Annotated in this window: 19 protein-coding genes; 10 read left to right on the top strand and 9 right to left on the bottom strand. The window is 67.6% G+C overall.

Going from position 1 to position 21,849, the window contains the following annotated elements:
* Positions 1-36: 36 nt before the first annotated feature.
* The gene (locus H1343_RS14215; RefSeq protein WP_246333109.1) at positions 37-603 is read right to left on the bottom strand and encodes a MarR family winged helix-turn-helix transcriptional regulator; all 567 of its coding nucleotides are present in this window, start codon (positions 601-603) and stop codon (positions 37-39) included.
* A gap of 190 nt (positions 604-793) precedes the next feature.
* Here H1343_RS14215 and H1343_RS14210 point away from each other — a divergent pair, with 190 nt between their 5' ends.
* The 3 genes from H1343_RS14210 (at position 794) to H1343_RS14200 (ending at position 3,361) form a co-directional block, all read left to right on the top strand.
* The gene (locus H1343_RS14210; protein ID WP_185983503.1) at positions 794-1,684 is read left to right on the top strand and encodes a branched-chain amino acid aminotransferase; all 891 of its coding nucleotides are present in this window, start codon (positions 794-796) and stop codon (positions 1,682-1,684) included.
* A 101-nt stretch (positions 1,685-1,785) separates the two neighbouring features.
* A complete protein-coding gene (locus tag H1343_RS14205) occupies positions 1,786-2,652 on the top strand; it encodes a Rossmann-fold NAD(P)-binding domain-containing protein (protein WP_185983502.1) in 867 nt (288 codons plus the stop codon).
* A gap of 67 nt (positions 2,653-2,719) precedes the next feature.
* Complete coding sequence (locus tag H1343_RS14200) at positions 2,720-3,361, top strand: MBL fold metallo-hydrolase (protein WP_185983501.1); 642 nt, start codon at positions 2,720-2,722, stop codon at positions 3,359-3,361.
* Here H1343_RS14200 and H1343_RS14195 read toward each other — a convergent pair whose 3' ends face one another.
* Positions 3,362-4,177: a BA14K family protein gene (locus H1343_RS14195; protein ID WP_185983500.1), complete on the bottom strand. Its 816-nt coding sequence runs from the start codon at positions 4,175-4,177 to the stop codon at positions 3,362-3,364. It lies immediately after the preceding gene.
* Between the two features lie 652 nt (positions 4,178-4,829).
* Complete coding sequence (locus H1343_RS14190) at positions 4,830-5,045, bottom strand: cold-shock protein (RefSeq protein WP_185983499.1); 216 nt, start codon at positions 5,043-5,045, stop codon at positions 4,830-4,832.
* Positions 5,046-5,473: 428 nt separating this feature from the next.
* On the opposite strand from H1343_RS14190, the gene H1343_RS14185 reads away from it, so the two are divergent.
* Entirely contained in the window at positions 5,474-5,881 is a 408-nt protein-coding gene (locus tag H1343_RS14185; RefSeq protein ID WP_185983498.1) for a hypothetical protein, read from the top strand.
* A 1,203-nt stretch (positions 5,882-7,084) separates the two neighbouring features.
* Here H1343_RS14185 and H1343_RS14180 read toward each other — a convergent pair.
* On the bottom strand, positions 7,085-8,224 hold the full coding sequence (locus tag H1343_RS14180) for an epoxide hydrolase family protein (protein WP_185983497.1): 1,140 nt from the start codon (positions 8,222-8,224) through the stop codon (positions 7,085-7,087).
* Between the two features lie 163 nt (positions 8,225-8,387).
* Here H1343_RS14180 and H1343_RS14175 point away from each other — a divergent pair, with 163 nt between their 5' ends.
* Entirely contained in the window at positions 8,388-9,287 is a 900-nt protein-coding gene (locus H1343_RS14175) for a LysR family transcriptional regulator (protein ID WP_185983496.1), read from the top strand.
* A gap of 137 nt (positions 9,288-9,424) precedes the next feature.
* Here H1343_RS14175 and uvrB read toward each other — a convergent pair whose 3' ends face one another.
* Both uvrB and H1343_RS14165 read right to left on the bottom strand, forming a co-directional pair.
* On the bottom strand, positions 9,425-12,433 hold the full coding sequence (gene uvrB, locus H1343_RS14170) for an excinuclease ABC subunit UvrB (RefSeq protein WP_185983495.1): 3,009 nt from the start codon (positions 12,431-12,433) through the stop codon (positions 9,425-9,427).
* 77 nt (positions 12,434-12,510) lie between these two features.
* Positions 12,511-13,527: a LysM peptidoglycan-binding domain-containing protein gene (locus H1343_RS14165; RefSeq protein ID WP_185983494.1), complete on the bottom strand. Its 1,017-nt coding sequence runs from the start codon at positions 13,525-13,527 to the stop codon at positions 12,511-12,513.
* Between the two features lie 214 nt (positions 13,528-13,741).
* Between H1343_RS14165 and H1343_RS17040 the strand changes: the two genes are divergently transcribed.
* Positions 13,742-15,034, top strand: a complete 1,293-nt coding sequence (locus H1343_RS17040) for an extensin-like domain-containing protein (RefSeq protein ID WP_246333102.1) — start codon at positions 13,742-13,744, stop codon at positions 15,032-15,034.
* A 103-nt stretch (positions 15,035-15,137) separates the two neighbouring features.
* Complete coding sequence (locus tag H1343_RS14155) at positions 15,138-15,632, top strand: hypothetical protein (RefSeq protein WP_185983493.1); 495 nt, start codon at positions 15,138-15,140, stop codon at positions 15,630-15,632.
* A 12-nt stretch (positions 15,633-15,644) separates the two neighbouring features.
* Here H1343_RS14155 and H1343_RS14150 read toward each other — a convergent pair whose 3' ends face one another.
* Positions 15,645-16,034 (bottom strand): acyl-CoA thioesterase, encoded by a 390-nt coding sequence (locus tag H1343_RS14150; RefSeq protein WP_246333626.1) that lies wholly within the window; start codon positions 16,032-16,034, stop codon positions 15,645-15,647.
* A 222-nt stretch (positions 16,035-16,256) separates the two neighbouring features.
* On the opposite strand from H1343_RS14150, the gene H1343_RS14145 reads away from it, so the two are divergent.
* The 3 genes from H1343_RS14145 (at position 16,257) to H1343_RS14135 (ending at position 18,694) form a co-directional block, all read left to right on the top strand.
* A complete protein-coding gene (locus H1343_RS14145; RefSeq protein WP_185983491.1) occupies positions 16,257-16,751 on the top strand; it encodes a PRC-barrel domain-containing protein in 495 nt (164 codons plus the stop codon).
* A gap of 144 nt (positions 16,752-16,895) precedes the next feature.
* Positions 16,896-17,300 (top strand): hypothetical protein, encoded by a 405-nt coding sequence (locus H1343_RS14140; RefSeq protein WP_185983490.1) that lies wholly within the window; start codon positions 16,896-16,898, stop codon positions 17,298-17,300.
* A gap of 188 nt (positions 17,301-17,488) precedes the next feature.
* On the top strand, positions 17,489-18,694 hold the full coding sequence (locus tag H1343_RS14135) for a pyridoxal phosphate-dependent aminotransferase (RefSeq protein ID WP_185983489.1): 1,206 nt from the start codon (positions 17,489-17,491) through the stop codon (positions 18,692-18,694).
* Positions 18,695-18,751: 57 nt separating this feature from the next.
* On the opposite strand, the gene H1343_RS14130 is transcribed toward H1343_RS14135, so the two are convergent.
* Together H1343_RS14130 and H1343_RS14125 are read right to left on the bottom strand one after the other, a co-directional pair.
* A complete protein-coding gene (locus H1343_RS14130; RefSeq protein ID WP_185983488.1) occupies positions 18,752-20,539 on the bottom strand; it encodes a DEAD/DEAH box helicase in 1,788 nt (595 codons plus the stop codon).
* 343 nt (positions 20,540-20,882) lie between these two features.
* Positions 20,883-21,779: a LysR family transcriptional regulator gene (locus H1343_RS14125; protein ID WP_185983487.1), complete on the bottom strand. Its 897-nt coding sequence runs from the start codon at positions 21,777-21,779 to the stop codon at positions 20,883-20,885.
* Positions 21,780-21,849: the final 70 nt, after the last annotated feature.

Below are 21,849 nucleotides of genomic sequence, written 5' to 3'. Positions count from 1 at the left end.
GCGTCGCTTCGCCTTCTGCGCTCGGGGTGTGCGCGCTCACCGCGTGTCCTCCTTCACGATGCCCTTGCGGGCGAACCAGTCGCGCGTCGTCAACCGGTCGCAGCCCATCTCGAAGAGGAAGTCGCCGACCCAGGGGGCGTCTTCACCGCCGGAATGGGCGAGCGCGGCGTCGATGCGTCGGGCCTGCGCCCGCGAGAGTTCCAGCGTCAGCTCGCGCCCTTTGGCCGTTGGGTAGAGGCGACGCTGGCGCCGGTCATCGTCGCCCGGCAGAAGCACGATGAAGCCATCGTCGACGAGCTGGCGCAAGACACGCGAGAGCGACTGCTTGGTGATCTGCAGGAGGTCGAGGATCGCGGCGATCGTCATGCCCGGATCGCGATTCACGAAATGCAGGATGCGGTGGTGGGCGCGCCCGAAGCCGTAGCGCGCGAGAATCTCATCGGCATCGGCCGTGAACTCGCGATAGGCGAAGAAGAACAGCTCGATCAGCCGGAAGTCGACCTCCCCGCGCGTTTCCAGGGGCTCGAAGGCGATGGAGCCCTCTTCGAATTCACGCGCATCGGTCTCTGGCAGGGGAGCATCCATGAAATAGGTCAGCACCATTGACGTATTTGCCGTCCATTGTTACACCCTCGGCACGGGGTCGAACAGTCGCCTTGCACTTCGCAAGGGGCTATGCTCCGGCAAAGCCGTCCCGGAAAAGAGGGCGGCGGCGATGCCGACCCGGATCAACGACCTTGTTTGCGACGACGGGCCGGACGCAGAAAGCGCCGTAGGGTGGCGCGGGAGAGCTATGATGAGCGTTCCATTCGATCAACTTGAAGGGCAGATCTGGTTCAACGGCGAGTTCCTGCCGTGGAAGGACGCCAAGATTCACGTGCTCACGCACGGCCTGCATTATGCGAGCGCCGTGTTCGAGGGCGAGCGGGCCTATGGCGGCGAAATCTTCAAGCTGCGCGAGCATACCGAGCGCCTGATCGAATCCGGCCGTATCCTCGGCTTCAAGGTGCCCTACAGCGCCGACGAGATCGACGCGGCCTGCAACGAACTCCTCCAGCGGCAGGGTTTCAGCGATGCCTACGTGCGTCCGATCGCCTGGCGCGGCTCTGAGATGATGGGCGTTTCAGCGCAGTCCAATCGCATCAACGTCGCCATCGCGATCTGGCAGTGGCCGAGCTATTTCGACCCCGAGCAGCGGATGAAGGGCATCCGCCTCGACCTCGCGGAATACCGGCGGCCCGATCCGCGCACGGCGCCTTCGAAGTCGAAGGCGGCAGGCCTCTACATGATCTGCACCATCTCCAAGCACGCTGCGGAGGCCAAGGGTTATGCGGATGCGCTGATGCTCGACTGGCGAGGCTATGTGGCCGAGGCGACCGGCGCGAACGTCTTCTTCGTCAAGGATGGCGTGATCCATACGCCGAACCCCGATTGCTTCCTCGACGGCATCACGCGCCGCACGGTGATCGAACTCGCGAAGCGCCGCGGCTACGAGGTCCAGGTGCGCACCATCATGCCGGACGAGATGGAGGGCTTCACCGAGTGCTTCCTCTGCGGCACGGCGGCGGAGGTGACGCCGGTCTCCGAGATCGGGCCCTACCGCTTCACCCCGGGCGACATCAGCCGCACACTCGTCGCCGACTACATGGCCGAGGTTCAGCCCAAGCGCCTTGCGGCCGAATAGGCGGATCGTCTCGCCGGACAGGATCGGGCCCGCCTTCGAGCGGGCCTTTTTCGTGCCGCTTCGTCGCCTACTCTCTCGAGGGAATGGCGAAGGAGAGCGCGATGAAGGTCCTGATGATCGGTGGCACGCGCTTTGCCGGCGCCCACGCCGTGAGGCAGTTCCACGCGGCGGGCGCGACGGTTACCGTCTATCATCGTGGCCGCTCGCTCCAGCCGGAGCTGCCACCAATCCGGCAGGTGTGTGACGAACGAGCCGGATGGCCGGTTCTCGCTTTCCCACCGGCGCTCCGCAGAGACTGGGATGTCGTCGTCCATATGGGGGCGATGGGCGAGCGGGATATGCAAGCGGCTATCGATGCCTTTCGGGGGCGGGCGCGGCGGATGATCGTGATCTCCAGCGCGGACGTCTATCGCGCCTACGGGCGGTTGACGAAAATGGAGCCGGGCGAGCCCGATCCGACGCCGCTCGGCGAAGACGCGCCGCTGCGCACGGTCTTTTACCCTTACCGCCGAATGGCGGCCTCACTCGGCCCGTGGGCGCACGATTACGAGAAGATCCACGCCGAGGCAGCCGTCCGCGCGTCGGACGGGCTCGAATGGGCGATCCTGCGCTTTCCCAAGCTCTACGGCGCGGAAGACAATGCGAACCTCGCGACCATCTACGGCTTTGCGGCCGCCCCCAACTGGCGCTGGACTCATGCGCATGCCGTGAACGCCGCCGCGGCGATTGTTCTGGCCGCCAGCCATCCGCTTGCGGCCGCCGGTGTCTTCAATGTCGGAGAGCGCACGACACCGACGATGGACGAGCGCTTGTCTCGGCTGGCGGGCCGGGAGGGCCCTGCGCCGGATCTGCCGGATTTTGATTTCCGACAGTCGCTCGTTCTTGCGACGGGGCTCATTCGCAATGCTCTGGGCTATCGCGAGATTCTCGACGAGAGCGCCGCGATGGCGGCCCTCGCGGCACGATGAGCGTAAGGCTATGCCTCCCACGCGCACCGTGTTAGCCCGCAAGGGCCCTCCAGTCGTAGGACGCGTCATGCCCCTTTCCGCCGAGATTGTGCCCGTCACCCCCTTCCAGCAGAATTGCTGCATCTTCTTCGACACGGATACGAGGAAGGCGGTGGTCGTCGATCCCGGCGGCGACGTCGATGCGATCCGCGCCGCAATCGATCGTCTCGGCCTCACCGTCGAGGCGATCTGGCTGACACACGGCCATATCGATCATGCGGGCGGCGCAATGGAACTGAAGGATGCGCTCGGCGGCGTCGACATCATTGGTCCGCAGCGCGAGGATGCCACGCTCCTCGGCCGCCTGGAGGATCAGGCAAAGATGTTTGCCTTGACCGGCCGATACCGCAACTGCGAGCCCGATCGCTGGCTCGAAGACGGAGACGCTCTGACGCTCGGCGCTCACCGGTTCGAGGTGATCCACGCACCCGGCCACTCACCTGGCCATGTCGTCTTCTTCAACCGCGACGCCCGTTTCCTGCACGCCGGCGACGTCCTCTTCTCCGGCTCGATCGGGCGCACCGACCTGCCGGGCGGCAGCCACCCGACGTTGATCGCCACCATCAAGGAGAAGATCCTGCCGCTCGGCGACGATGTCGGCTTCATCTGTGGGCACGGCCCCGGCGGGCGGCTCGGTCAGGAGCGCCTGACGAACCCCTTCCTCGTCTGACTACTGGGTGCCAGCGATGCAGAAATGCCGGCGGCCGGTGTCGTCGGTGAAGGTGCCGAGAGAGGCGTCGAAGGTTTCGTAGCGCTCGACGCAATGCTGCATCCAGGCGTCGGTCCAGGGCTCGAACTCTTCGCCCGAGGCGGCGGGCACCGCAGCGTGCTCACGCGCCGCCCCCGGCGCAGCAGCGGGTTCCGCATCCGGGTCCGGATAGAAGACCGGGCCAGCCTCGGTCAGCGCACGCTCGGCATGGCTCCGGCCGTTAGGCATCGCCATATCGCCATAACCCGAGGCGAGGCGGATGATCTTCGTCGTGCCGCGCTGCTCCACACTGACACCACTCGCGCCGATCGGCTGGCGATCGAGGCGTTCGGCCTCGACGTCGATGATCTTCGGGCCCGGCGCATCGCGTGTCACGAAGATGGGAGCGGACGCGGCACCGTAGACGACGACGCTGCCGCCGACGGCATTCGCGAAGATGCCGGTGCCCCGGTAGAACGCGGGCTCGCGGACGCGGCTCGCATGGATCATCGAGCGGCTGATCGGCCGGTATTCGTTCCAGACGCGGCCGGGCACATGGTAGCGGTAGTCCTCGCGGCCGTCGCGATCACGCCGAAAGCTGCGATGGCCGGCCCGGCCCCATTCGCTGCTCGAGACGGATGGAGGTCCGTAGGACGCGTTCCCGCCGAGAAGGGTGTCTTCCCCGGCGGGCGATCCGAACTCGATGAGGCCCTGCGAGGCGGCGGGAAAGAGCGTGACGGCGAGGCCCGCGGCGACGAGAAGGCCGGACAGGGCGATGCGGCGAAATGCGAACGGCATGCCGGTTTTCCTTCCTTCGCGCCGGCGTGGCCGTTTGCGGCGGCCCGCCGGCGCCGCGCTATCGGCGCGCGGCGTTAAGACAACGTTAAGGGATATGTGCCGCGCCGCCGCGAGGGAAGACGTGCGCGATCGTCCGGCGCGCATTTGCGCCAACGCGGTTAACGGCGCTCATGGATCCGGGGGATGGCGGCGGGATGTCGTATTGCGCCGACGGCGAAAGGGCGCGTGAGAGAGCGTCCGGCCGGATCGAACTTATAGGGGTTGTCGCCGCCGCGCGCGTTTGCGAGCCGTTCTAGACTAGGAGACGGGGCGCGATCGGCTCACTTGGCGCGCGATGAGGTTTCGCGGCGCATGACGAAGGCGCTGGCTTCGCGCGCGTTGCGACGTGCTGCGAGGAGGGGCGCACGCACCCAGCACCGGCGGAGCCATACGCCCGCCGCGGATCCCGGCAGCGGGCGAGGCGCGACCGGCAGACCGGGCGCAGGGTCGAGCTTCATCCGAGCGCGCTTGCGGCGTCGCCCGGTCGTTCATCGGCAATGCGTCGACCGGACGCCCACAGGAAGCGTGCTGTCCAGCGCTGCGATCCCGCCGCCTCGCGGCGGCGCCTTACGGGCCGTGCAAGCGTTGAGGCCGCCAGCGGCCCTCGTGTCGCTCAGTCTTCGGCCTGGAGGTTGACGGCCTTCGGACCCTTGCCGCGCTTGTCCGGCTCGGTGTCGTAGGAGACCTTCTGGTTCTCGGCGAGGCCTGTGAGACCGGAAGCCTGCACGGCCGAGATGTGGACGAAGATGTCGGCGCCGCCATTGTCCGGCTTGATGAAGCCGAAGCCCTTCTCGGTGTTGAAGAATTTAACCGTACCCGTCTGTGCCATTGGGGACCCTTTTCCTTTGGCTGTACATGACGCCCCAAGGGGCGGTGGCAGGCAAGTCTTGATGCGAGGAAAAGGAACCGACACATCGCAACCGCTTTCACGGTCGCCCGAGGGATGCGCCCCCGATACGCAATTCGTCCATCACTCGTGTTCGCGAAATTGCCCGAACCCTACTTTCTTGCAAGCCGTCAATTGACTTTGCAAGCGAAAGTTTCGTGCCTCATCTTCACAATTCGCTAAGGCCGATCCTCTTTGACGTTTCTGGCAACCTTCCCCGCACCGCCTTTTCGCCTTCTATGCGCCACTCTTGGATGCCGCAGATGTCAGGGAACGCGAGCGCACCGACACCGTTGGCCCCTTCGACTTCATTTGCCCGCGGCAGCCGTTACCATCGCTTCTGTTGCCGCCAAACGACAGGGATCGATCCGATGACGAACAAGACCCTCCTTGCCGCCGGTGCCGCGCTCGCGCTCCTGACCGCACCCGCCTTCGCGCAGACGAGCGGGGCTCCTGCGCCGACCCCGACGCCCGCGCCAGCCAGCGAGCCCACGATCGAACCCGCGCCTGGCAGCGAGGCCGATGTCGGCTCGGTCCTCGGCGCGGGTGCACTGCCGGGCGTCGGCGTCGGCACCACGACGATGACAGAGGAGAACGCGCCGGCGGGGCCGGGCGGCCTGCAGAACGGCGTCGGCGCGGTCGGGACAATGGCGCCCGACACGACGGGCACCGCCGGCAATGTCGGCGGCGGCGTGCCCGGCACCGGCACGACCGCCCCCGGCACGGGCATCCCGATCGAGACGACGCCGGGGGTGCCGGGCACGGCCCCGGCCAACTGAACCGTCGCGATCTTGCGGAACGAAGGGGCGCCGCACGCACAACGGCCGCGGCTGGTAGGCGATCCATCGCGCCGCATGATGAAGCCCCGCTCCGGCGGGGCTTTTTCGTTGCAGGGCTTGGCGCTTCCGGGCCTCCCGCCCGCTCCCGTTGCTGTCCTCCGTCACTTCAGAGTGGCTCCTCCATAACCTCGGGCTGCTTCCTCGGGCTCGACCCGAGGATAGGGTGAAGCTTCCGGACCACCGCCGATGTGGTGACGGTTGAGGGCGATCCTCGTGTCGAGCCCGAGGATGACGCGCTTCGGCAAAGCGTCGAGGATGGCGATGCTGTCGATCGAAACGATGCGGCTGTCGCCTCCTGACGCGACTTCGCGTTCCCGCGCCGCGCTCGCGGCCGGGTGGATGAGAATGTCTGTCCCCTCTTTAACCTCCTCGCCCTTCGGCTCGTCGGTGAGGGGCCCCTGAACCCGTTCCGTCGGGAACGAGCGGGTGGAGCACCGGAGGCTCGCCTCCGATGGGTAGTGTGTGATGCGGCTCGCCTCCGGCGCTCCACACGGGTGCTGCGGGTCTTGACCGTCCGCTGCCACGCGGCGGCTGCCGATGCCTTCGACCGGATGGCTTGTCCGGCCTCAAGGGCGTGCCCCGAAATTGGTCCGGCCCAAACAGGCTACGGGGGTTCCTCGGGTGGCTCCCGGCGCCGCCTTTTCTCTCGGCGCCGGCATCGACTCGTCCCGCCCGACCGTGCGCCGCCCTACGACCGGACCCGCCCGCCAGCCCCGAACGATCCCGGTGATCATTCGCGCCCGTCAGGGCTGGTGGTCAGGGAAGTATGGTGGAGGCGGGGAGGGCGGGGATAAGTGATTGACCGCTTCCGACCATTATTGCCGGTCCGAAGCCCAAGCGCCTCCCCGAAAGCGGTCATTCGAACGCGCGGCCTGCGCGACTAGGATCACATTGTTGCGGCCGTAAAGTGCGTTAGGGGGCTCCGGTGATGGTCGACACATGCGCTAAGGCCCGCCCTTGCGGCACATAGATGGCGTTACGGGTTAGGTGGCGGGTCTCGACGCTGTCGATCTGGAGCAGGCCAAGCTTGTCGATCGCCCTTCACAACTGGCCTGCGCTGATGCGGTCGTGACGACGCAGGGCATTGAAGCCCTGCGCCGCCAGCGCCCACGCGCCGCGCTTTGGAAAGGGAGAACTCCGCCTTCAGGAGCGCGCTCCCGACACCGTCGCGATAAAGGCGCGCAGGTCGGCCAGCATCAGTTCCGGCTCCTCCAGCGCGGCGAAATGCCCGCCCCGCGGCATGTCGGTCCAATGCACGATGTTGTAGGTCTTCTCCGCGAACGAGCGCGGCGGCGGCAAGAACACCGGATCGGGGAAGGCCGCAAAGCCGGTCGGCACCTGGATGCGGGTGCCAGGCGGAAGCATCCGCGACTTCTCAAGCCGGCTGCCATAGTAGATCCACGTTGCAGTCACGAACGATGCCGGCGCGATGTAGAGCATGATGTTGGTGAGGAGGTCCTCCTCGGAAAACTTGCTCCAGATGTCGGGGGCGCCATCGGCGGTTGTCGGGAGATCGGCCCATTTTCCGAACTTTTCGAGTATCCAGCCCGCCGCTCCGACCGGGCTGTCGGTCATCGCGACGCCGAGCGTCTGCGGACGGGTCGCCTGCTCGTGAAAGTAGGCGCTCTCCTGATCGGCAATCGCAGCCCGCTCGGCGGCGAAGGACTTCTCCTCGTCGGTCGTCGGAGCGGCATCCTCCGCACGCACGGTCATCATATTGATATGGATGCCGAGCAGAGCGTCCGGTCGATCGTGTGCTGCCCAGACCGCGAGGGCGTGGCCCCAATCGCCCCCTTGAATGAAATACCGCGCGCCGCCGAACAGTTGGCTCATCAGCCCGTGCACGAGCGCAGCGGCCCGCCGCGGGCCGATCGGGCGCGTGATCGGGTTGGAGAACGCGAAGCCAGGAAGCGAGGGGACGACAACATCGTGCCCGTCTGCTGCGAGCGGCTCCAATAGCCGCTCGAACTCGAGATACGAGCCCGGCCAGCCGTGGAGAAGCAGGACGGGCGGCCTGGAGCCGTCGCCTTTCACATGAACGAAGTGGAGGTGCTCGCCTTCCACATCGATCGTAAAGTTGGGGAGTGCGTTGAGGCGCCGTTCGACCGCACGCCAGTCGTAGCTGTCCTGCCAATACGCGGCGAGCCGCTTGAGGTCATCAACCCCGACCCCCGCTGACCAGCCCCCCGCATCCGGCAGCTGGCTCCAGTCATAAGCCTCGATCTTCGCTCTGATCGTGGCGAGCCGTTCGTCAGGGATGTTGATCGTGTAGGGTGAAATCATGATGTTTTCCGCTCAAGCTGGGATGCGGTTCGACGGAGAGGGTGTCGGGTTAATCTGCTATCCGTGCTGTCTATGGAGTCTCCGGGATTTGGGGCCCGCTCGGCATATCGCGCTTCAGGTTGTGGTATTGAAATAAAACCTTCTGCCTGCTGTTATCGAACAGATGGATACCAATCTCGATCTCGGCCTGCTCGTCACGCTCGAAGCCCTTCTGGCGGAAGGGAACGTCACGCGTGCCGCCCGGCGCCTGAACCTAAGCCAGCCTGCCTTGTCGGCCCGGTTGGCGCGGCTTCGCGACGCCTTCGGCGATCCCCTCCTCATTCCGGCACAGCGCGGGATGGTCCTGACCCAGCGCGCAGTCGAGCTTCAGCAGCCATTGCACGAAGCGCTGGAGGGCGTCCGCAGGGTTGTGGCAGATGGAGCACCATTCGACCCGGCGACCATGCAGGCGACGCTGGTGATCGCCGCTAGCGACTACCAGCAGTATGCGCTTCTCACCCGGTTCTCGGTCGCGCTTAGGACCGAGGCGCCCATGGTCCGCATCGCCTGGCGTGCCCTTGACGTGCTGGCGCTCGCCGCACAGCTGGAGCGCGGCGAGGTCGATCTAGCCTTGGCAACTCCCGACCATGCACCGGCGGCCATGCGCCAGCGTCAGCTCTATTGTGAGGGTTACACGGTGATCGCCCGGCAGGGACACCCTGCCGTACAAGGACATGTCAGCCTAGACGTGTTCTGTACTTTGGAGCACGTTGTGGTGTCTCTCCAAGGCGGCGGGTTCTCGGGACCCACCGATGCGGCACTAGAGGCCGTCGGCCGCCGCCGCACCGTAGCCCTGTCCACGTCGGGGTTCCTGATCGTGCCGGAGGTCGTGTCGCGGTCCGACATGATTGCGCTGGTTCCTCGGCGTCTTGCCGATGGCTGGTCGGATCGCCTGCAAGTGCTGGAACCGCCACTCACCATCCCTCGCGTTACCGTCGCGAGTGTCTGGCACGACCGGGCCACTTACCATCCGGCACAACGCTGGCTGCGTGAACGTCTGTCGACGTTGGCCGCCGAAGGTTAGTTACCGACTGGACTGGAGGCTGCGCGCGGCGTTCGCGAACGCCATCGTTTCCGGGAAAGCTTTAGTGATCGCGAATAGCAGCTTATCGCCGTTCTGCTCCGAAAGCTGACCGGAAGCTTCCTACCCCAAGCTGCGCTTTACCGCCCCGGCCGCCCCGTCTTGCCGGGCCGGCGCTTACGGCGCTTTTCGTCGGAGGGGTCCTCGTAGGAGCCGACGCCGATGCGCTCGCGGCGGATGGGGCGAGCGTCGTCCTCGCTCGAAGGCGCTCCCTTAGCAGGAGAGTGCACGGGACGCTGCGGCGCCGGGCCGCCCTTCGGCTTCTCCGTGCGGCCGACAGTCATCTCGTCGAGCGAGTTCTTGCGGAACATCGAAGGCCGGTTCGGCGTGACACCGTCGCCGCCCATTTCATCCAGTTCCGGCTTGCGGAAGCCTGAGCGGTTGGGCGTCGCGGTGTCGGTGCCGGGCCCCATGTCATCGATGGACGGCTTGGCGAAGTAGCTGTTGTCGCGGTTGGCATCCGGGCCGCGCGGCTTCAACGGCTCGCCGCGCGGGCCGAAGCGCGGATTGGGCGCGGGCTTGCGGCCCTTGCCGGTGCGCTTGTTGGCCGAGCCGCCCTCGGCGTCGATGTCGTACTCGCGCGCCAGCGGGTCCTCCGAGACGGCGAGTTCCGTCGCCTGCAGCCGCTTGATCTCGTCACGCAGCCGCGCGGCCTTCTCGAAGTCGAGATCGGCGGCCGCCTCGCGCATCTCCTTTTCCAGATACTGGAGATGCGACTGGAGATTGTTGCCGACCATCGCGCCTTCCTTCGCGGTGGCGCCGGTATCGACCCGCACGTGGTCCTTCTCGTAATAGCTGTCGAGGATATCGGCGATCTTCGCCTTCACCGATTCCGGCGTGATGCCGTTCTCGGCGTTGTAGGCCTCCTGCTTCTCGCGGCGCCGGTTGGTCTCGGCGATGGCGCGTTCCATCGAGCCGGTCTCGCGGTCGGCGTAGAGGATCACCTTGCCGTCGACGTTGCGCGCGGCGCGGCCGATGGTCTGGATCAGCGAGGTCTCGGAGCGCAGGAAGCCTTCCTTGTCGGCGTCGAGAATAGCGACGAGCCCGCATTCGGGGATGTCGAGGCCCTCGCGCAGCAGGTTGATGCCGACGAGACAGTCGAACGCGCCGAGGCGCAGATCGCGGATGATCTCGATGCGCTCCAGCGTGTCGATGTCCGAGTGCATGTAGCGCACGCGGATGCCCTGCTCGTGCAGATATTCGGTGAGGTCCTCGGCCATGCGCTTGGTGAGCACGGTGGCGAGGACGCGGTAGCCCTTGGCGACGGTCTCGCGGATCTCGCCGACGAGATCGTCCACCTGCGCGCGGGCCGGGCGGATCTCCACCGGGGGATCGGTGAGGCCGGTGGGGCGAATGACCTGCTCCGCGAAGACGCCGCCGCTCTGCTCCATCTCCCACGGGCCCGGCGTCGCCGAGACGGCCACCGTGGGCGGGCGCATGGCGTTCCACTCCTCGAAGCGCAGCGGGCGGTTGTCCATGCAGGAGGGCAGGCGGAAGCCGTATTCGGCCAGCGTCGCCTTGCGGCGGAAGTCGCCCCGGTACATCGCGCCGATCTGCGGGATGGTGACGTGGCTCTCGTCGATGAAGACGAGGGCGTTGTCGGGCAGGTATTCGAAGAGCGTCGGCGGCGGGTGGCCGGGCAAGCGGCCGGTGAGGTAGCGCGAATAGTTCTCGATGCCGTTGCACGAGCCCGTCGCCTCGATCATCTCGATGTCGAAGGTGACGCGCTGCTCCAGTCGCTGCGCCTCGAGCAGGCGCCCCGCCTTGTTCAGCTCGACGAGACGGGCCTTCAGCTCGGCCCTGATCGACTTCACCGCCTGCTGCAGCGTCGGGCGCGGCGTGACGTAGTGCGAGTTGGCGTAGATTTTCACCGACTTGAGGTCGTCGGTCTTCTGGCCGGTGAGCGGGTCGAACTCGTGGATCGCCTCGATCTCGTCGCCGAACATGGAGATGCGCCAGGCGCGGTCTTCAAGGTGGGCGGGGAAGATCTCGATCGTGTCGCCGCGCACGCGGAACGAGCCGCGGATGAAGTCCATGTCGCGGCGCTTGTACTGCTGGGCGACCAAGTCGGCGAGGAGCTGGCGCTGGTCCAGCCGGTCGCCAATCGACATCTGGAAGGTCATCGCCGTGTAGGTCTCGACCGAGCCGATGCCGTAGATGCAGGAGACCGAGGCGACGATGATGACGTCGTCGCGCTCCAGGAGGGCGCGGGTGGCGGCGTGGCGCATCCGGTCGATCTGCTCGTTGATCGAGGACTCCTTCTCGATGAAGGTATCCGAGCGCGGGACGTAGGCCTCCGGCTGGTAGTAGTCGTAGTAGGAGACGAAATACTCGACGGCGTTGTCGGGGAAGAAGTTCTTGAACTCGCCGTAGAGCTGGGCCGCCAGCGTCTTGTTCGGCGCGAGGATCAGCGCCGGGCGTTGTGTCTGCTCGATGACGTTGGCGACCGTGAAGGTCTTGCCCGAACCGGTGACGCCGAGCAGCACCTGCGTCTGGTCGTTGTCCTCGGTGATGCCGGACACGAGGTCGCGGATCGCCGTCGGCTGGTCGCCCTTCGGCGTGTAGTCGGAGGCGATGCGGAAGGCGTGGCCGCCCTCGCTCTTTTCCGGCCGGGCGGGGCGGTGGGGGATCCACAGCTCGCCGTTCTTGTGCAGCGGGTTGCCGGAGGTGATGAGGTCTTGCAGCGCCTGCACGGTGGCGGTGACGCCGCCTTCGGGCAGCGCAGCCGCATCCTCCAGCGAGACGTCCATGCCGGCGACGGGGTTCAGCCCGGCTGCGGCACGCGCCTTGGGGTCCGAGGTCGTGCCCATCGACGTGCCGCGCGCGGTCTTGGTGGTTTTGGACTTCGGCGGCTCGGCGGGGCTGGAGGGCTTTTTCGCCTTCTTCGGCTTCTCGGCGGCCTTGCGCTCGGCCTCCTCCTCCAGGTTCTGGGCGATCTCATCGGCCCAGCCCGAGAGGGGCCCCGTAAGCGGCGTGCCTTCGAGGTCCGGCTGCGGCGCCTCGCCGAAGCCGGGCTCCAGGCGTTCGGACGCGTCGGAGTAATCGAGGATCGGCGAGCGCCGGGGAGACTTGCGGGGAGTGTCGGCCATGCGCCGCAATATGGGGAACAAGACGAGCCTGGTGAAGAGGGCCCCGCCAGCGACGAGCGGCAGGCGAGGCCGGCGTCTCACCGCGCCGGGCGGATGGAATTCACCGCGATGGTGGTGCCCTGCATGCAAGTGGACATCTGCGCGATCTCGCCGAGCACGGTGACGCGGTCGCCCGGCCGGAAGCCGGAAAGGCCGCCGGCCAGCGAATAGAGCCGGCCGTTCTCGGCGCGGATCACCGGGCACTCGACGCCCTCGTTGGAGATGACGCCGGTGATGGAGACGCGCTCTGGGTTTCCAGGGCGACCCGGACCACCCGGGCGGCCGGGCTGGCGCGGCTCTTCGCCGACGCGGAAGGTGCCGTCGGCGACCACGCGGCCGCGCCCGTCGTAGATCTCGTAGCTCCAGCGCTCGCCGGGCCGGGCGCGCGGCGAGATGTCGAGCGCGAGATTGGCGAAGCCGCGCCGGTCGACGCGGGTCTCCGCCTCGGTACCGCCGCGCCCGTTGGTGGGGCCGGCCTCGGCGGAGACGGCGTCGCCGGGACGCAGGCCCTCGACGAGAAGGTTGATGCCGCCCCCCGGATAGCTGTCGCGATCGTCGATGCGCACGTCGACGCGCGTCGGTGCCGGGCGGACGGGCGGGGGAGGCGCCGTGTTCGGGCGGCCGGCGAAGCCCGAGAAGTAGATGGTGCGGCCGACCTGCAGATCGCGTTCGCTCAAGCCCGGATTGGCCGCGAGAAGCGCCTGCAGCGAGACGCCGAAGGAGCGGGCGATGGAGGAGAGCGTATCGCCGCGCTGCACGACATAAGCCTGCGGGCGGCCGGAGTTTCCAGCGGGCGGGCGCGCTCCGCGCGTGTCGAGGTTGACGCGCGCGCCGACCTGCAGGCGCCGCCAGTCGATCGAGGGGTTGGCCGCCTCGATCGCGGCGGACGGGATGCCGCAGGCGCGCGAGATGGAGGAGAGCGTGTCGCCCGGCGAGACGCGCCACGTGTCGCCGCAGCGAGTCTGCGCCTGCGCACTGGGCGCGTGCGACGCACCGGCCAACGGCAGGGCGAGCGCGGCGGCGAGCGCCAGACGAATGGTTGCGGCCTTCAGCATCGGATCGTCTCCCCTCGGGCGCTGCGCCCTTCGGCGATCAGGCTCGCCGCGAAGGAAAAGATAGGACGGCGAAGCTGAAAGCCAGTTGAACGGCGCGAAGGCGGCCGACGGGCATCGAAGAAAAACCCGGTCCCGCGTTTAGGTTTCGCTTACCAAACCATCCTAGGCTGATGCTCATCCGCTCGAGTTTCGCGGAGATGAAAGGCCGTCCTGAATGGTATCGCGTAATCAAGGATGGCGCATCGTCACGCTCGCCGTCGCAGGTTTCGCGGCGGCGAGCGCCTTGACCGGCCAGCCGCTGGCGCAGAATTTTTCGGACACGACCGGCTCGGTCGCGCCTGCTGGCAATCTTGTCTGGGGCGGGCACGTGCCGCCGCCGCCCCGTCCCGGAGAGGCGCCGGTCTACGTGCCGAGCCAGCCGCACTCCTCCGACTACGAGACGGTCAACCAGTCGTCCTTCCGTGGCGTGCAGCCGACTCCGCCGCAATTCCTGCCGCCGCCGATCCAGGAGGATGTCGGCGTGGCTCCGGACGTCGCGATGCCGGCCGAGCGCGGCCCCGGCGAGTACGGTCGCACCTACCCCGTGCAGCAGGCGCCTTCGATGTTGCCGCCGCCGGCGCCCGTGCAACAGGCGGCCCTGCCGCCGCTCGGACCCGGCCAAGTTATCGATGACGCGACGCCGGGCTCCTTTCACGGTGCCCTGCCGGACGAAAGCTTCGACCCCTGGGAGGGGCTGACGGATATCGACCCGGCGGCCGCCGTGCCGGCGCCGATGCCGTCCTCCGTGCCGATGCCGAGCGCTCCGGTGGCGCCCGCCGCGCGCGAGACGCCGCCGTCCGTCCCGTCCTATGCCGCGCTGGAGACCGTGCGCCCCGAGCCGCCGGCCGAGCGGGGCCGGAGCTGGAACCCGTTCCGCTGGGGCCGGGGATCGCTCGAGGAGAAGACGCCGACGGGCTATCGCTCGCTGCCGCGTACCGAGGCGATGTGCCGGCGCGAGCTGCAACGGCTCGGCGCGCAGTTCACCGAGGCCAACACGATCAACGGATCAGGGAGTTGCGGCATCCAGACGCCGATCCGCGTGACGCAGGCCGCCAAGGGCATCGCCATGCAGCCGGCGGCGACTCTCTCATGCCAGACGGCGCTGCAGACCGCGCGCTGGCTCGACGACGAAGTGCGCTCGGCTGCGCGCTGGACACTGTTCAAGCGCCCGACGGCCATTATCAACGCATCCTCCTATCGCTGCTCGCGCATCGCCGGCTCGCGCACGATCTCGGAGCACGCTCTCGGCAACGCGCTCGACATTCGAGGTTTTCGCTTCTCGGATGGATCCACGGTTCTGGTCGAGCCGAAGGGCATGTTCTCGCCGCGCGAGCGCTCGTTCCAGCAGAAGGTGCGCGTGGCGGGCTGCAAGTATTTCGGCACGGTGCTCGGTCCGGGCTACAACAAGGCCCATGACGACCATTTCCACTTCGACGTGAAGTCGCGGATGCGGCCGGTCTGCAAGTAGTTTGGCTGGCCGTCTAGCCCTTGCGGGCGGCAACGAAGGTCTGTCCGGCGCGTTTGGCGAAGGAGCCCGAGGGCTCACTTCGAAACCGCAACGGACAAGACCCGTGATGATCAGACACTGGACGATGGCCACCGTCGCGCTCGCCGTGACGATGCCACTTGCTGCCGCGCAGCAGCAGCCACAGGCCGCGGCACCCGCCGAGAACGTCGAACGTGCCAGCCCGCCGCCTGGGCGGGGCGAGGGCAACCGAGAACGCCGGGAGCGCGAAGATGGTCCGCGCTGGGAGCACGGCCGCGGCGGCCCGCATGGGATGCGTGGCCCGTATGGCGGGCGTGGTGGCCCCGGCCCTCGTGGCAAAGCCGGGCTCGACGCGCCGAGCGTCGCGATCCGCCTCGGGGGCGGGCGGTCGATGCAGCTTCAGTGCGGCGACACCGATATCGTGACATGCCTTGAGGCGGCACAGCCGCTCTTCGACCGGATGAGCGAGATGCCACCGGCCGGGCCGCGCGGCCGTATCGGGATACCTGCTCCGGGCGCGGGCGATACGCCCCCGCCGCCTCCGGCCGAAGTGCCAAACGACGCGCCGTCGAACCTCTGAGGCCGGCTGCGATCAGCCGGCGGCGTCGGCTCTCACGGCCGGCGTCTCCGGAGCCTCCGGCGGCACGGCCACGGGCCGGCCGTCCCGGTCAAGTGCGACCATGACGAAGCTCGCTTCGGTGACCTTCTCCACGTCGCGGGTGAGGTAACGCTGGGCCCACGCCTCGACCGATAGGGTGATCGAACTGCGCCCGATCCTCTCGACGTTCGTGTAGATCGAGAGCGTGTCACCTACCTTCACGGGCCGGCGAAAGACGAGGGTCTGGACGGCCATCGTCACGACGCGCCCGTGCGCGCGCTCCGCTCCACGAATGCCCGCCGCCAGATCCATCTGCGACATCACCCAACCGCCGAAGATGTCGCCCGCCGCGTTGGCGTCTGCCGGCATGGCCGGCACGCGCATCGTCAATGTTCCCTGTGGCAGTTCGTCTACGGCCTCGCTCACGGACGCGTCTCCTGTCGGTGGGCGCCGCGTGGGTCCGCGGCTTTCGGGTTCCGGCGTTAGCATGAGTTCGATGACGCTTGAAAGCAGCGGGGAACGAATGCGCGTGCTGGCGATTGTGACGGTCCAAGGCGTTCGTTCGAAAGACGAACGCGGCATTCGACAAGAGAGAGAGTATCGCCAATGAAGACCTTTGCCCTCGCGGCCGGTTTCGCTGTCCTTCTCGGCGGCACGGCCCTTGCCCAGACCACCGCGCCCGCCGGCGAGACGACCCAGCCGGTGACCGGCTCCACGGCCGACGGCGCAACGGCGCCAGAGACCCTGGGCGTGGAGGGCGGCTCGCCGATCGTGACGCTGCCTGAAGTCCAGGCCGGCGCCGCGCCCGCGCATTTCCTTGCCGAGGACCTCGACGGCGAGGACGTCTACGGCGCCAACAATGAGGAGATCGGCGAGGTCGAGGATATCGTGCTGGCCGCCGATGGCACCGTAGCGGCCATCGTGATCGAGGTCGGTGGCTTCCTCGGCATCGGCGAGAAGGACGTCCTCGTTGACTGGAATGCGGTCGAGATCGTGACCGAGGGTGACGACGTGCGCGTGATGGCGCCGACCTTGACGCGCGAGATGCTGGAAGAGGCAGAGGGTGTTGACCTCGACACGCTGCTGGTTGGCCACGACTGAAGAGAGCCATAGGGCGGCAGGAAGCTTAGCTGCGCTGGAACCATGATGGGGCGGCCGCATTGTTCTTGCCGACAACGCAAGGGGCAGGAAACAGCGGCTCCCCGAACCTCGCGGACCGCGAGACAATAACAAGGAATTCACACGATGAAGAAGACCATCCTCTCCGCCGTCGCGGCGACCGCCGTCCTCACCGGTTCGGCACTCGCGCAGGTTGCCACATCGCCGGCGACCGAGAACTCGGGTCAGCAGTCGGCCGATCCGTCGGCTGCGGGTAACTCGACGACCGGTACTGGCACGTCGACCGGCTCGATGGGCACGATGGAGACCGAAACCAACGCGATCCCGACGAGCCCCACGCAGGACAATGCCGGTCAGAACTCCGCTGATCCGACCGCCGCCGGCAACACCACGCCCGAAACGGCATCCCAGGGCGCGGCCCCGATCGCGCCGCCGGCCGGCAGCTCGAGCAACACCGAGGAGCCGGGCATTCCGACCTCGCCGGCCGCGGAGAACTCCGGTTCGGAGAGCGCTGACGAAGCTGCCGAGTAACGGCATCGTCCTCGTCCGCGTCTGCGGAAGACACCCTGAAGCCCCGCAGTTCGCTGCGGGGTTTTTTTCGTCATGGCTGAAAGGCGGGCATGACGCTTTCAAGTCATGCGGCAATGCATTAGGGTCCGCGCGCCTTGGCGGGGCGCGCCCGCGAAGGCTTCGTCACACGACCGGAGTCGCATCGTCCCATGGCCTTCCTCGCCGCCGCCCTAGACCGCGTCAAGCCGTCCGCCACCATCGCCGTCTCGCAGAAGGCGCGCGACCTGAAGGCGCAGGGACGCGACGTGATTTCCCTCGGTGCCGGCGAGCCGGACTTCGACACCCCGGACAACATCAAGGCGGCCGCGATCGACGCCATCAACCGCGGCGAGACCAAGTACACGCCTGTGGCCGGTATCCCGCAGCTTCGCGAAGCGATCTCCAAGAAGTTCAAGCGTGAGAACGGCCTCGACTACACGCCGGCGCAGACCATCGTCGGCACCGGCGGCAAGCAGATTCTGTTCAATGCCTTCATGGCGACGCTGAACCCCGGCGACGAGGTGATCGTGCCGGCGCCCTACTGGGTGAGCTATCCGGAGATGGTGGCGCTGTGCGGCGGCACGACCGTCTATGTCGAGGCGACGCTGGAGAACGACTTCAAGCTGACGCCCGAGGCGCTGGAGAAGGCGATCACGCCGAAGACCAAGTGGTTCCTCTTCAACTCGCCGTCCAACCCGTCGGGCGCGGCCTACAGCCACGCCGAACTGAAGGCTCTGACGGACGTGCTGATGCGCCACCCGCATGTGTGGGTGCTGACGGACGACATGTACGAGCATCTCGTCTACGGCGACTTCACCTTCGCCACCCCCGCCCAGGTGGAGCCGGCGCTCTACGAGCGCACGCTGACGATGAACGGCGTCTCCAAGGCCTACGCGATGACCGGCTGGCGCATCGGCTATGCCGGCGGGCCGCTGAACCTCATCAAGGCGATGGACATGATCCAGGGCCAGCAGACCTCGGGCGCCTGCTCGATCGCGCAGTGGGCCGCGCTCGAGGCGCTGAACGGGCCTCAGGACTTCATCCCGCAGAGCCGCGTCGCCTTCGAGAAGCGCCGCGATCTCGTCGTCTCGATGCTGAACCAGGCGAACGGCCTGAAGTGCCCGACGCCGCAGGGCGCATTCTACGTCTACCCCTCGGTGCAGGCGCTCATTGGCACGAAGACGGAAGCGGGCAAGACGATCGAGACCGACGCGGACTTCGTCACCGAGCTTCTCGATGCCGAGGGCGTCGCGGTGGTTCACGGCTCGGCCTTCGGCCTTGGCCCGAACTTCCGTCTCTCCTATGCGGAGTCCGACGAGAAGCTGGAGGATGCCTGCGGGCGAATCCAGCGCTTCTGCGCCAGCCTGCGTCGCTGACGATCAATCGCTGACAAGAGAAAGGCCCGGTCGCGCAGGCGGCCGGGCCTTTTCGTATTACGCCTTGCGCTTGGGGCGACGCGGCTTGCCGCCGTCGCGCCCGCCACCGCTGTGGTTCTTGTGGAACGGTCCGCGCGGCTTGCCCTCGGCGGGCGGGCGTGCCGCTCCGAATGGCGGGCGGCTGCGGTTGGCCGGGCGGCCGCGCGGCTTGCCGGCCCCGTCACCGGAGGGCGCGCCGTCGGCCAGCGAAATGGTGATGTCGTCGTCCATGCCTTCGGCGGCGGCCAGGAACTTCTTGGCCGCTGCCTCGGCGACCTCGAACTTCGTTTCGCGATCGTAGATCTTAATCGCGCCGATCTCCTGCTTGGTGACGCGGCCGCGCCGGCACAGAAGCGGCAGCAGCCATTTCGGATCGGCCTCGTTGCGCCGCCCGATGTCGAGTTTGAACCAGACGGTCGGCCCGCCGGGGCCGCGCTCCTTGCGCGCACCCTTCTCCTGCGGCCCGTGGTCCACGCCGCGCGGATCGGCTCCGAAGCCCGGATCGTAGACGTCTTCAGGCGCCGGCAGGCGCGAGCGGTAGAGCCGGGCGAAGGCGCTGGCGATCTCCTCGGCGCTGCGGCCGGACAGGAGCGCGCGGCCCGTCGCCAGATCTTCCTCGCTCGGTTCTGCAAAGAGGACGGGATCGGCCAGAAGCCGCTCTTCGTCGCGCGCGCGGATCACGTCGGCGGTCGGCGCGCCTTCCCATTCCGGGCGGATCTTGGCCTCCGAGAGAAGGCGCTCGGCCTTACGGCGGCGCGAGATCGGCACGAGAAGGACGGACACGCCCTTTCGCCCTGCGCGGCCGGTGCGGCCCGAGCGGTGCTGCAGCGTCTCGGCGTCGTTCGGCAGTTCGGCGTGGATGACGAGGCCGAGGCCCGGCAGGTCGATGCCCCGCGCGGCGACGTCGGTCGCCACGCAAACGCGAGCGCGGCCGTCGCGCAGCGACTGGAGGGCGCTGTTGCGCTCGTTCTGGCCGAGTTCGCCCGAAAGGGCGACGGCTGAGAAGCCGCGCTCGAGCAGGCTGGAATGCAGGTGGCGCACCGTCTCTCGCGTGTTGCAGAAGACGATGGCGCCCGGCGCGTCGTGGTAGCGCAGGACGTTGACGACCGCGTGCTCCATCTCATTGGGCGCTATGCGCACGGCGCGGTAGTCGATATCGGCGTGGCTGCGCCCGGTGCCCGCGACCTCGATGCGCAGCGCGTCGCGCTGATAGCGCTTCGTCATCGAGACGATGGGCTTGGGCAGCGTCGCAGAGAAGAGGAGCGTGCGGCGCTCGGCCGGCGTCGCCTCGAGGATGAACTCCAGGTCCTCGCGGAAGCCGAGATTGAGCATCTCGTCCGCCTCGTCGAGGACGAGCGCCTTCAGCGCGCCGATCAGAAGGCGGCCGCGCTCCAGATGGTCGCGCAGGCGGCCGGGCGTGCCGACGACGATGTGCGCGCCGCGCTGAAGCTGGCGCTGCTCGGCGCGCGGATCCATGCCGCCGACGCAGGTGACGATCTGCGCGCCGGCCTTGCCGTAGAGCCAGTCGAGCTCGTGACGGACCTGCAGGGCGAGCTCGCGCGTGGGCGCGACGACGAGGGCGACCGGCTCGCTTGCGGGGCCGAGCGAGCCGCCAGCGTCCATGAGTTCGCCGGCGATCGCGAGGCCGTAGGCAACGGTCTTGCCGGAGCCAGTCTGCGCGGAGACGAGAAGGTCGCGCCCGGCGGTCCGCTCCTCGGTGACGGCGGCCTGGACGGGGGTCGGTTCCCCATAGCCTCGCTCGGAAAGGGCGTCGGTGAGCGGGGCGGGCAGGGCGGGGAAGGGCACGGAATGAAACGTCCTTGGAAGAGGCGGCTCGGGGAGCCGCTCGCGCGCGGTGACGCGGGGAAGCTGCGGGGGAGATTAGCCCGTCCCGTGCGTACAAGCTCGCGGAATATGCCGAAGGCGCGGCGAGAGTTTCGGCCGAGCCTTTTCGACAGCGAAAAAAAAGCCGGACCCAAAGGCCCGGCAGGAAGGGTCGAAACCCTCGGGAGGAAACGCTCGAGGCGGATATGGGAGGAAATCCGCGCCCGAACACGGCAAGCATAGCGGAACGCTTCCGTTCAGCCAGCGCACTTTGCGAAGGGCAGCCATGCCGATCTGCATGGCTCGCAGACTTTCGTGGCTGGCTTCAGAAGGCCCAGGTGCGGGCCTTGGAGATCAGGAAGTCACGGAAGACCTTGAGCTTGGCGGCGTCGCGAAGCTGCTCCGGGTAGCAGAGATAGGTGTTGAAGGCCGGCATCTCCATCTCGGGCAGGACCTGCACGAGCTTGGACTCCTTGTCGATCATGTAGTCCGGCAAAAGCGCGAGGCCGATCCCGCGCTCGATCGCCGATTTCATCGCCATCAGGTTGTTGATCTGGAGAATGGGGCGGCGCGTCTGCCCGTCCGGCAGGCCGACCGTCTCCAGCGTGTTGAGGTTGCGCAGATAATCGGGCGCCGGCTCGCCGAAGGTGATGATGCGGTGGCGGTCGAGATCCTCGATCGTCTCCGGGCGTCCGTAGCGCTGGAGATAGGACGGGGCCGCGTAGACGTGGAGGTGCACGGTGAAGAGCCGGCGCTGGATGAGGTCCGGCTGCTGGGGCTGGCGCAGGCGGATGGCGCAGTCCGCCTTCCGCATGGTGAGGTCGATTTCCTCGTTGTCGAAGACGAGCTGCAGTTCGAGTTCGGGATAGAGCTCGAGGAACTCCTGCGCCCGCTGCGTCAGCCAGCCGGAGCCGAGGCCGACCGTGGTGGTGACGCGCAGCCGCCCCTGCGGCTTCTCGCGCGTGTCGGTGAGCTGCATGCGCACCGTCTCGAGCCGTTTGAGAACGTCGGTCGCGGTCTGGTAGAGGAGTTCCCCCGCCTCGGACAGGACCAGGCCGCGCGCATGGCGGTGGAAGAGCGGGGTGCCGATCTCCTGCTCCAGCGCTGCGACCTGGCGCGAGATCGCCGATTGCGAAAGGTTGAGGGCGTTGGCGGCGTGGGTGAAGGAGCCCGCCTCGGCTGCCGCATGAAAGATGCGCAGCTTGTCCCAGTCGAGCGCCATCGTCCGTCTCTATCTCCCGTCCCGCCGGTCTCTTCGCGGACCGCTATTTGCATGCCAATTGTCTAAAGGA

Origin of the sequence: Aureimonas mangrovi, assembly GCF_014058705.1 — a bacterium.
GTDB classification, from domain to species: domain Bacteria; phylum Pseudomonadota; class Alphaproteobacteria; order Rhizobiales; family Rhizobiaceae; genus Aureimonas; species Aureimonas mangrovi.
The sequence above is the reverse complement of the archived record's forward strand: the minus strand, read 5'-3'. Positions and strand labels throughout refer to the sequence as shown.

Bases quoted from the DNA above. Each gene is read 5' to 3' on its own strand.
- H1343_RS14215 (WP_246333109.1), bottom strand. From the start codon at position 603: ATGGTGCTGACCTATTTCATGGATGCTCCCCTGCCAGAGACCGATGCG.
- H1343_RS14210 (WP_185983503.1), top strand. From the start codon at position 794: ATGATGAGCGTTCCATTCGATCAACTTGAAGGGCAGATCTGGTTCAAC.
- H1343_RS14205 (WP_185983502.1), top strand. From the start codon at position 1,786: ATGAAGGTCCTGATGATCGGTGGCACGCGCTTTGCCGGCGCCCACGCC.
- H1343_RS14200 (WP_185983501.1), top strand. From the start codon at position 2,720: ATGCCCCTTTCCGCCGAGATTGTGCCCGTCACCCCCTTCCAGCAGAAT.
- H1343_RS14195 (WP_185983500.1), bottom strand. From the start codon at position 4,177: ATGCCGTTCGCATTTCGCCGCATCGCCCTGTCCGGCCTTCTCGTCGCC.
- H1343_RS14190 (WP_185983499.1), bottom strand. From the start codon at position 5,045: ATGGCACAGACGGGTACGGTTAAATTCTTCAACACCGAGAAGGGCTTC.
- H1343_RS14185 (WP_185983498.1), top strand. From the start codon at position 5,474: ATGACGAACAAGACCCTCCTTGCCGCCGGTGCCGCGCTCGCGCTCCTG.
- H1343_RS14180 (WP_185983497.1), bottom strand. From the start codon at position 8,224: ATGATTTCACCCTACACGATCAACATCCCTGACGAACGGCTCGCCACG.
- H1343_RS14175 (WP_185983496.1), top strand. From the start codon at position 8,388: ATGGATACCAATCTCGATCTCGGCCTGCTCGTCACGCTCGAAGCCCTT.
- uvrB (WP_185983495.1), bottom strand. From the start codon at position 12,433: ATGGCCGACACTCCCCGCAAGTCTCCCCGGCGCTCGCCGATCCTCGAT.
- H1343_RS14165 (WP_185983494.1), bottom strand. From the start codon at position 13,527: ATGCTGAAGGCCGCAACCATTCGTCTGGCGCTCGCCGCCGCGCTCGCC.
- H1343_RS17040 (WP_246333102.1), top strand. From the start codon at position 13,742: ATGGTATCGCGTAATCAAGGATGGCGCATCGTCACGCTCGCCGTCGCA.
- H1343_RS14150 (WP_246333626.1), bottom strand. From the start codon at position 16,034: ATGCGCGTGCCGGCCATGCCGGCAGACGCCAACGCGGCGGGCGACATC.
- H1343_RS14145 (WP_185983491.1), top strand. From the start codon at position 16,257: ATGAAGACCTTTGCCCTCGCGGCCGGTTTCGCTGTCCTTCTCGGCGGC.
- H1343_RS14140 (WP_185983490.1), top strand. From the start codon at position 16,896: ATGAAGAAGACCATCCTCTCCGCCGTCGCGGCGACCGCCGTCCTCACC.
- H1343_RS14135 (WP_185983489.1), top strand. From the start codon at position 17,489: ATGGCCTTCCTCGCCGCCGCCCTAGACCGCGTCAAGCCGTCCGCCACC.
- H1343_RS14125 (WP_185983487.1), bottom strand. From the start codon at position 21,779: ATGGCGCTCGACTGGGACAAGCTGCGCATCTTTCATGCGGCAGCCGAG.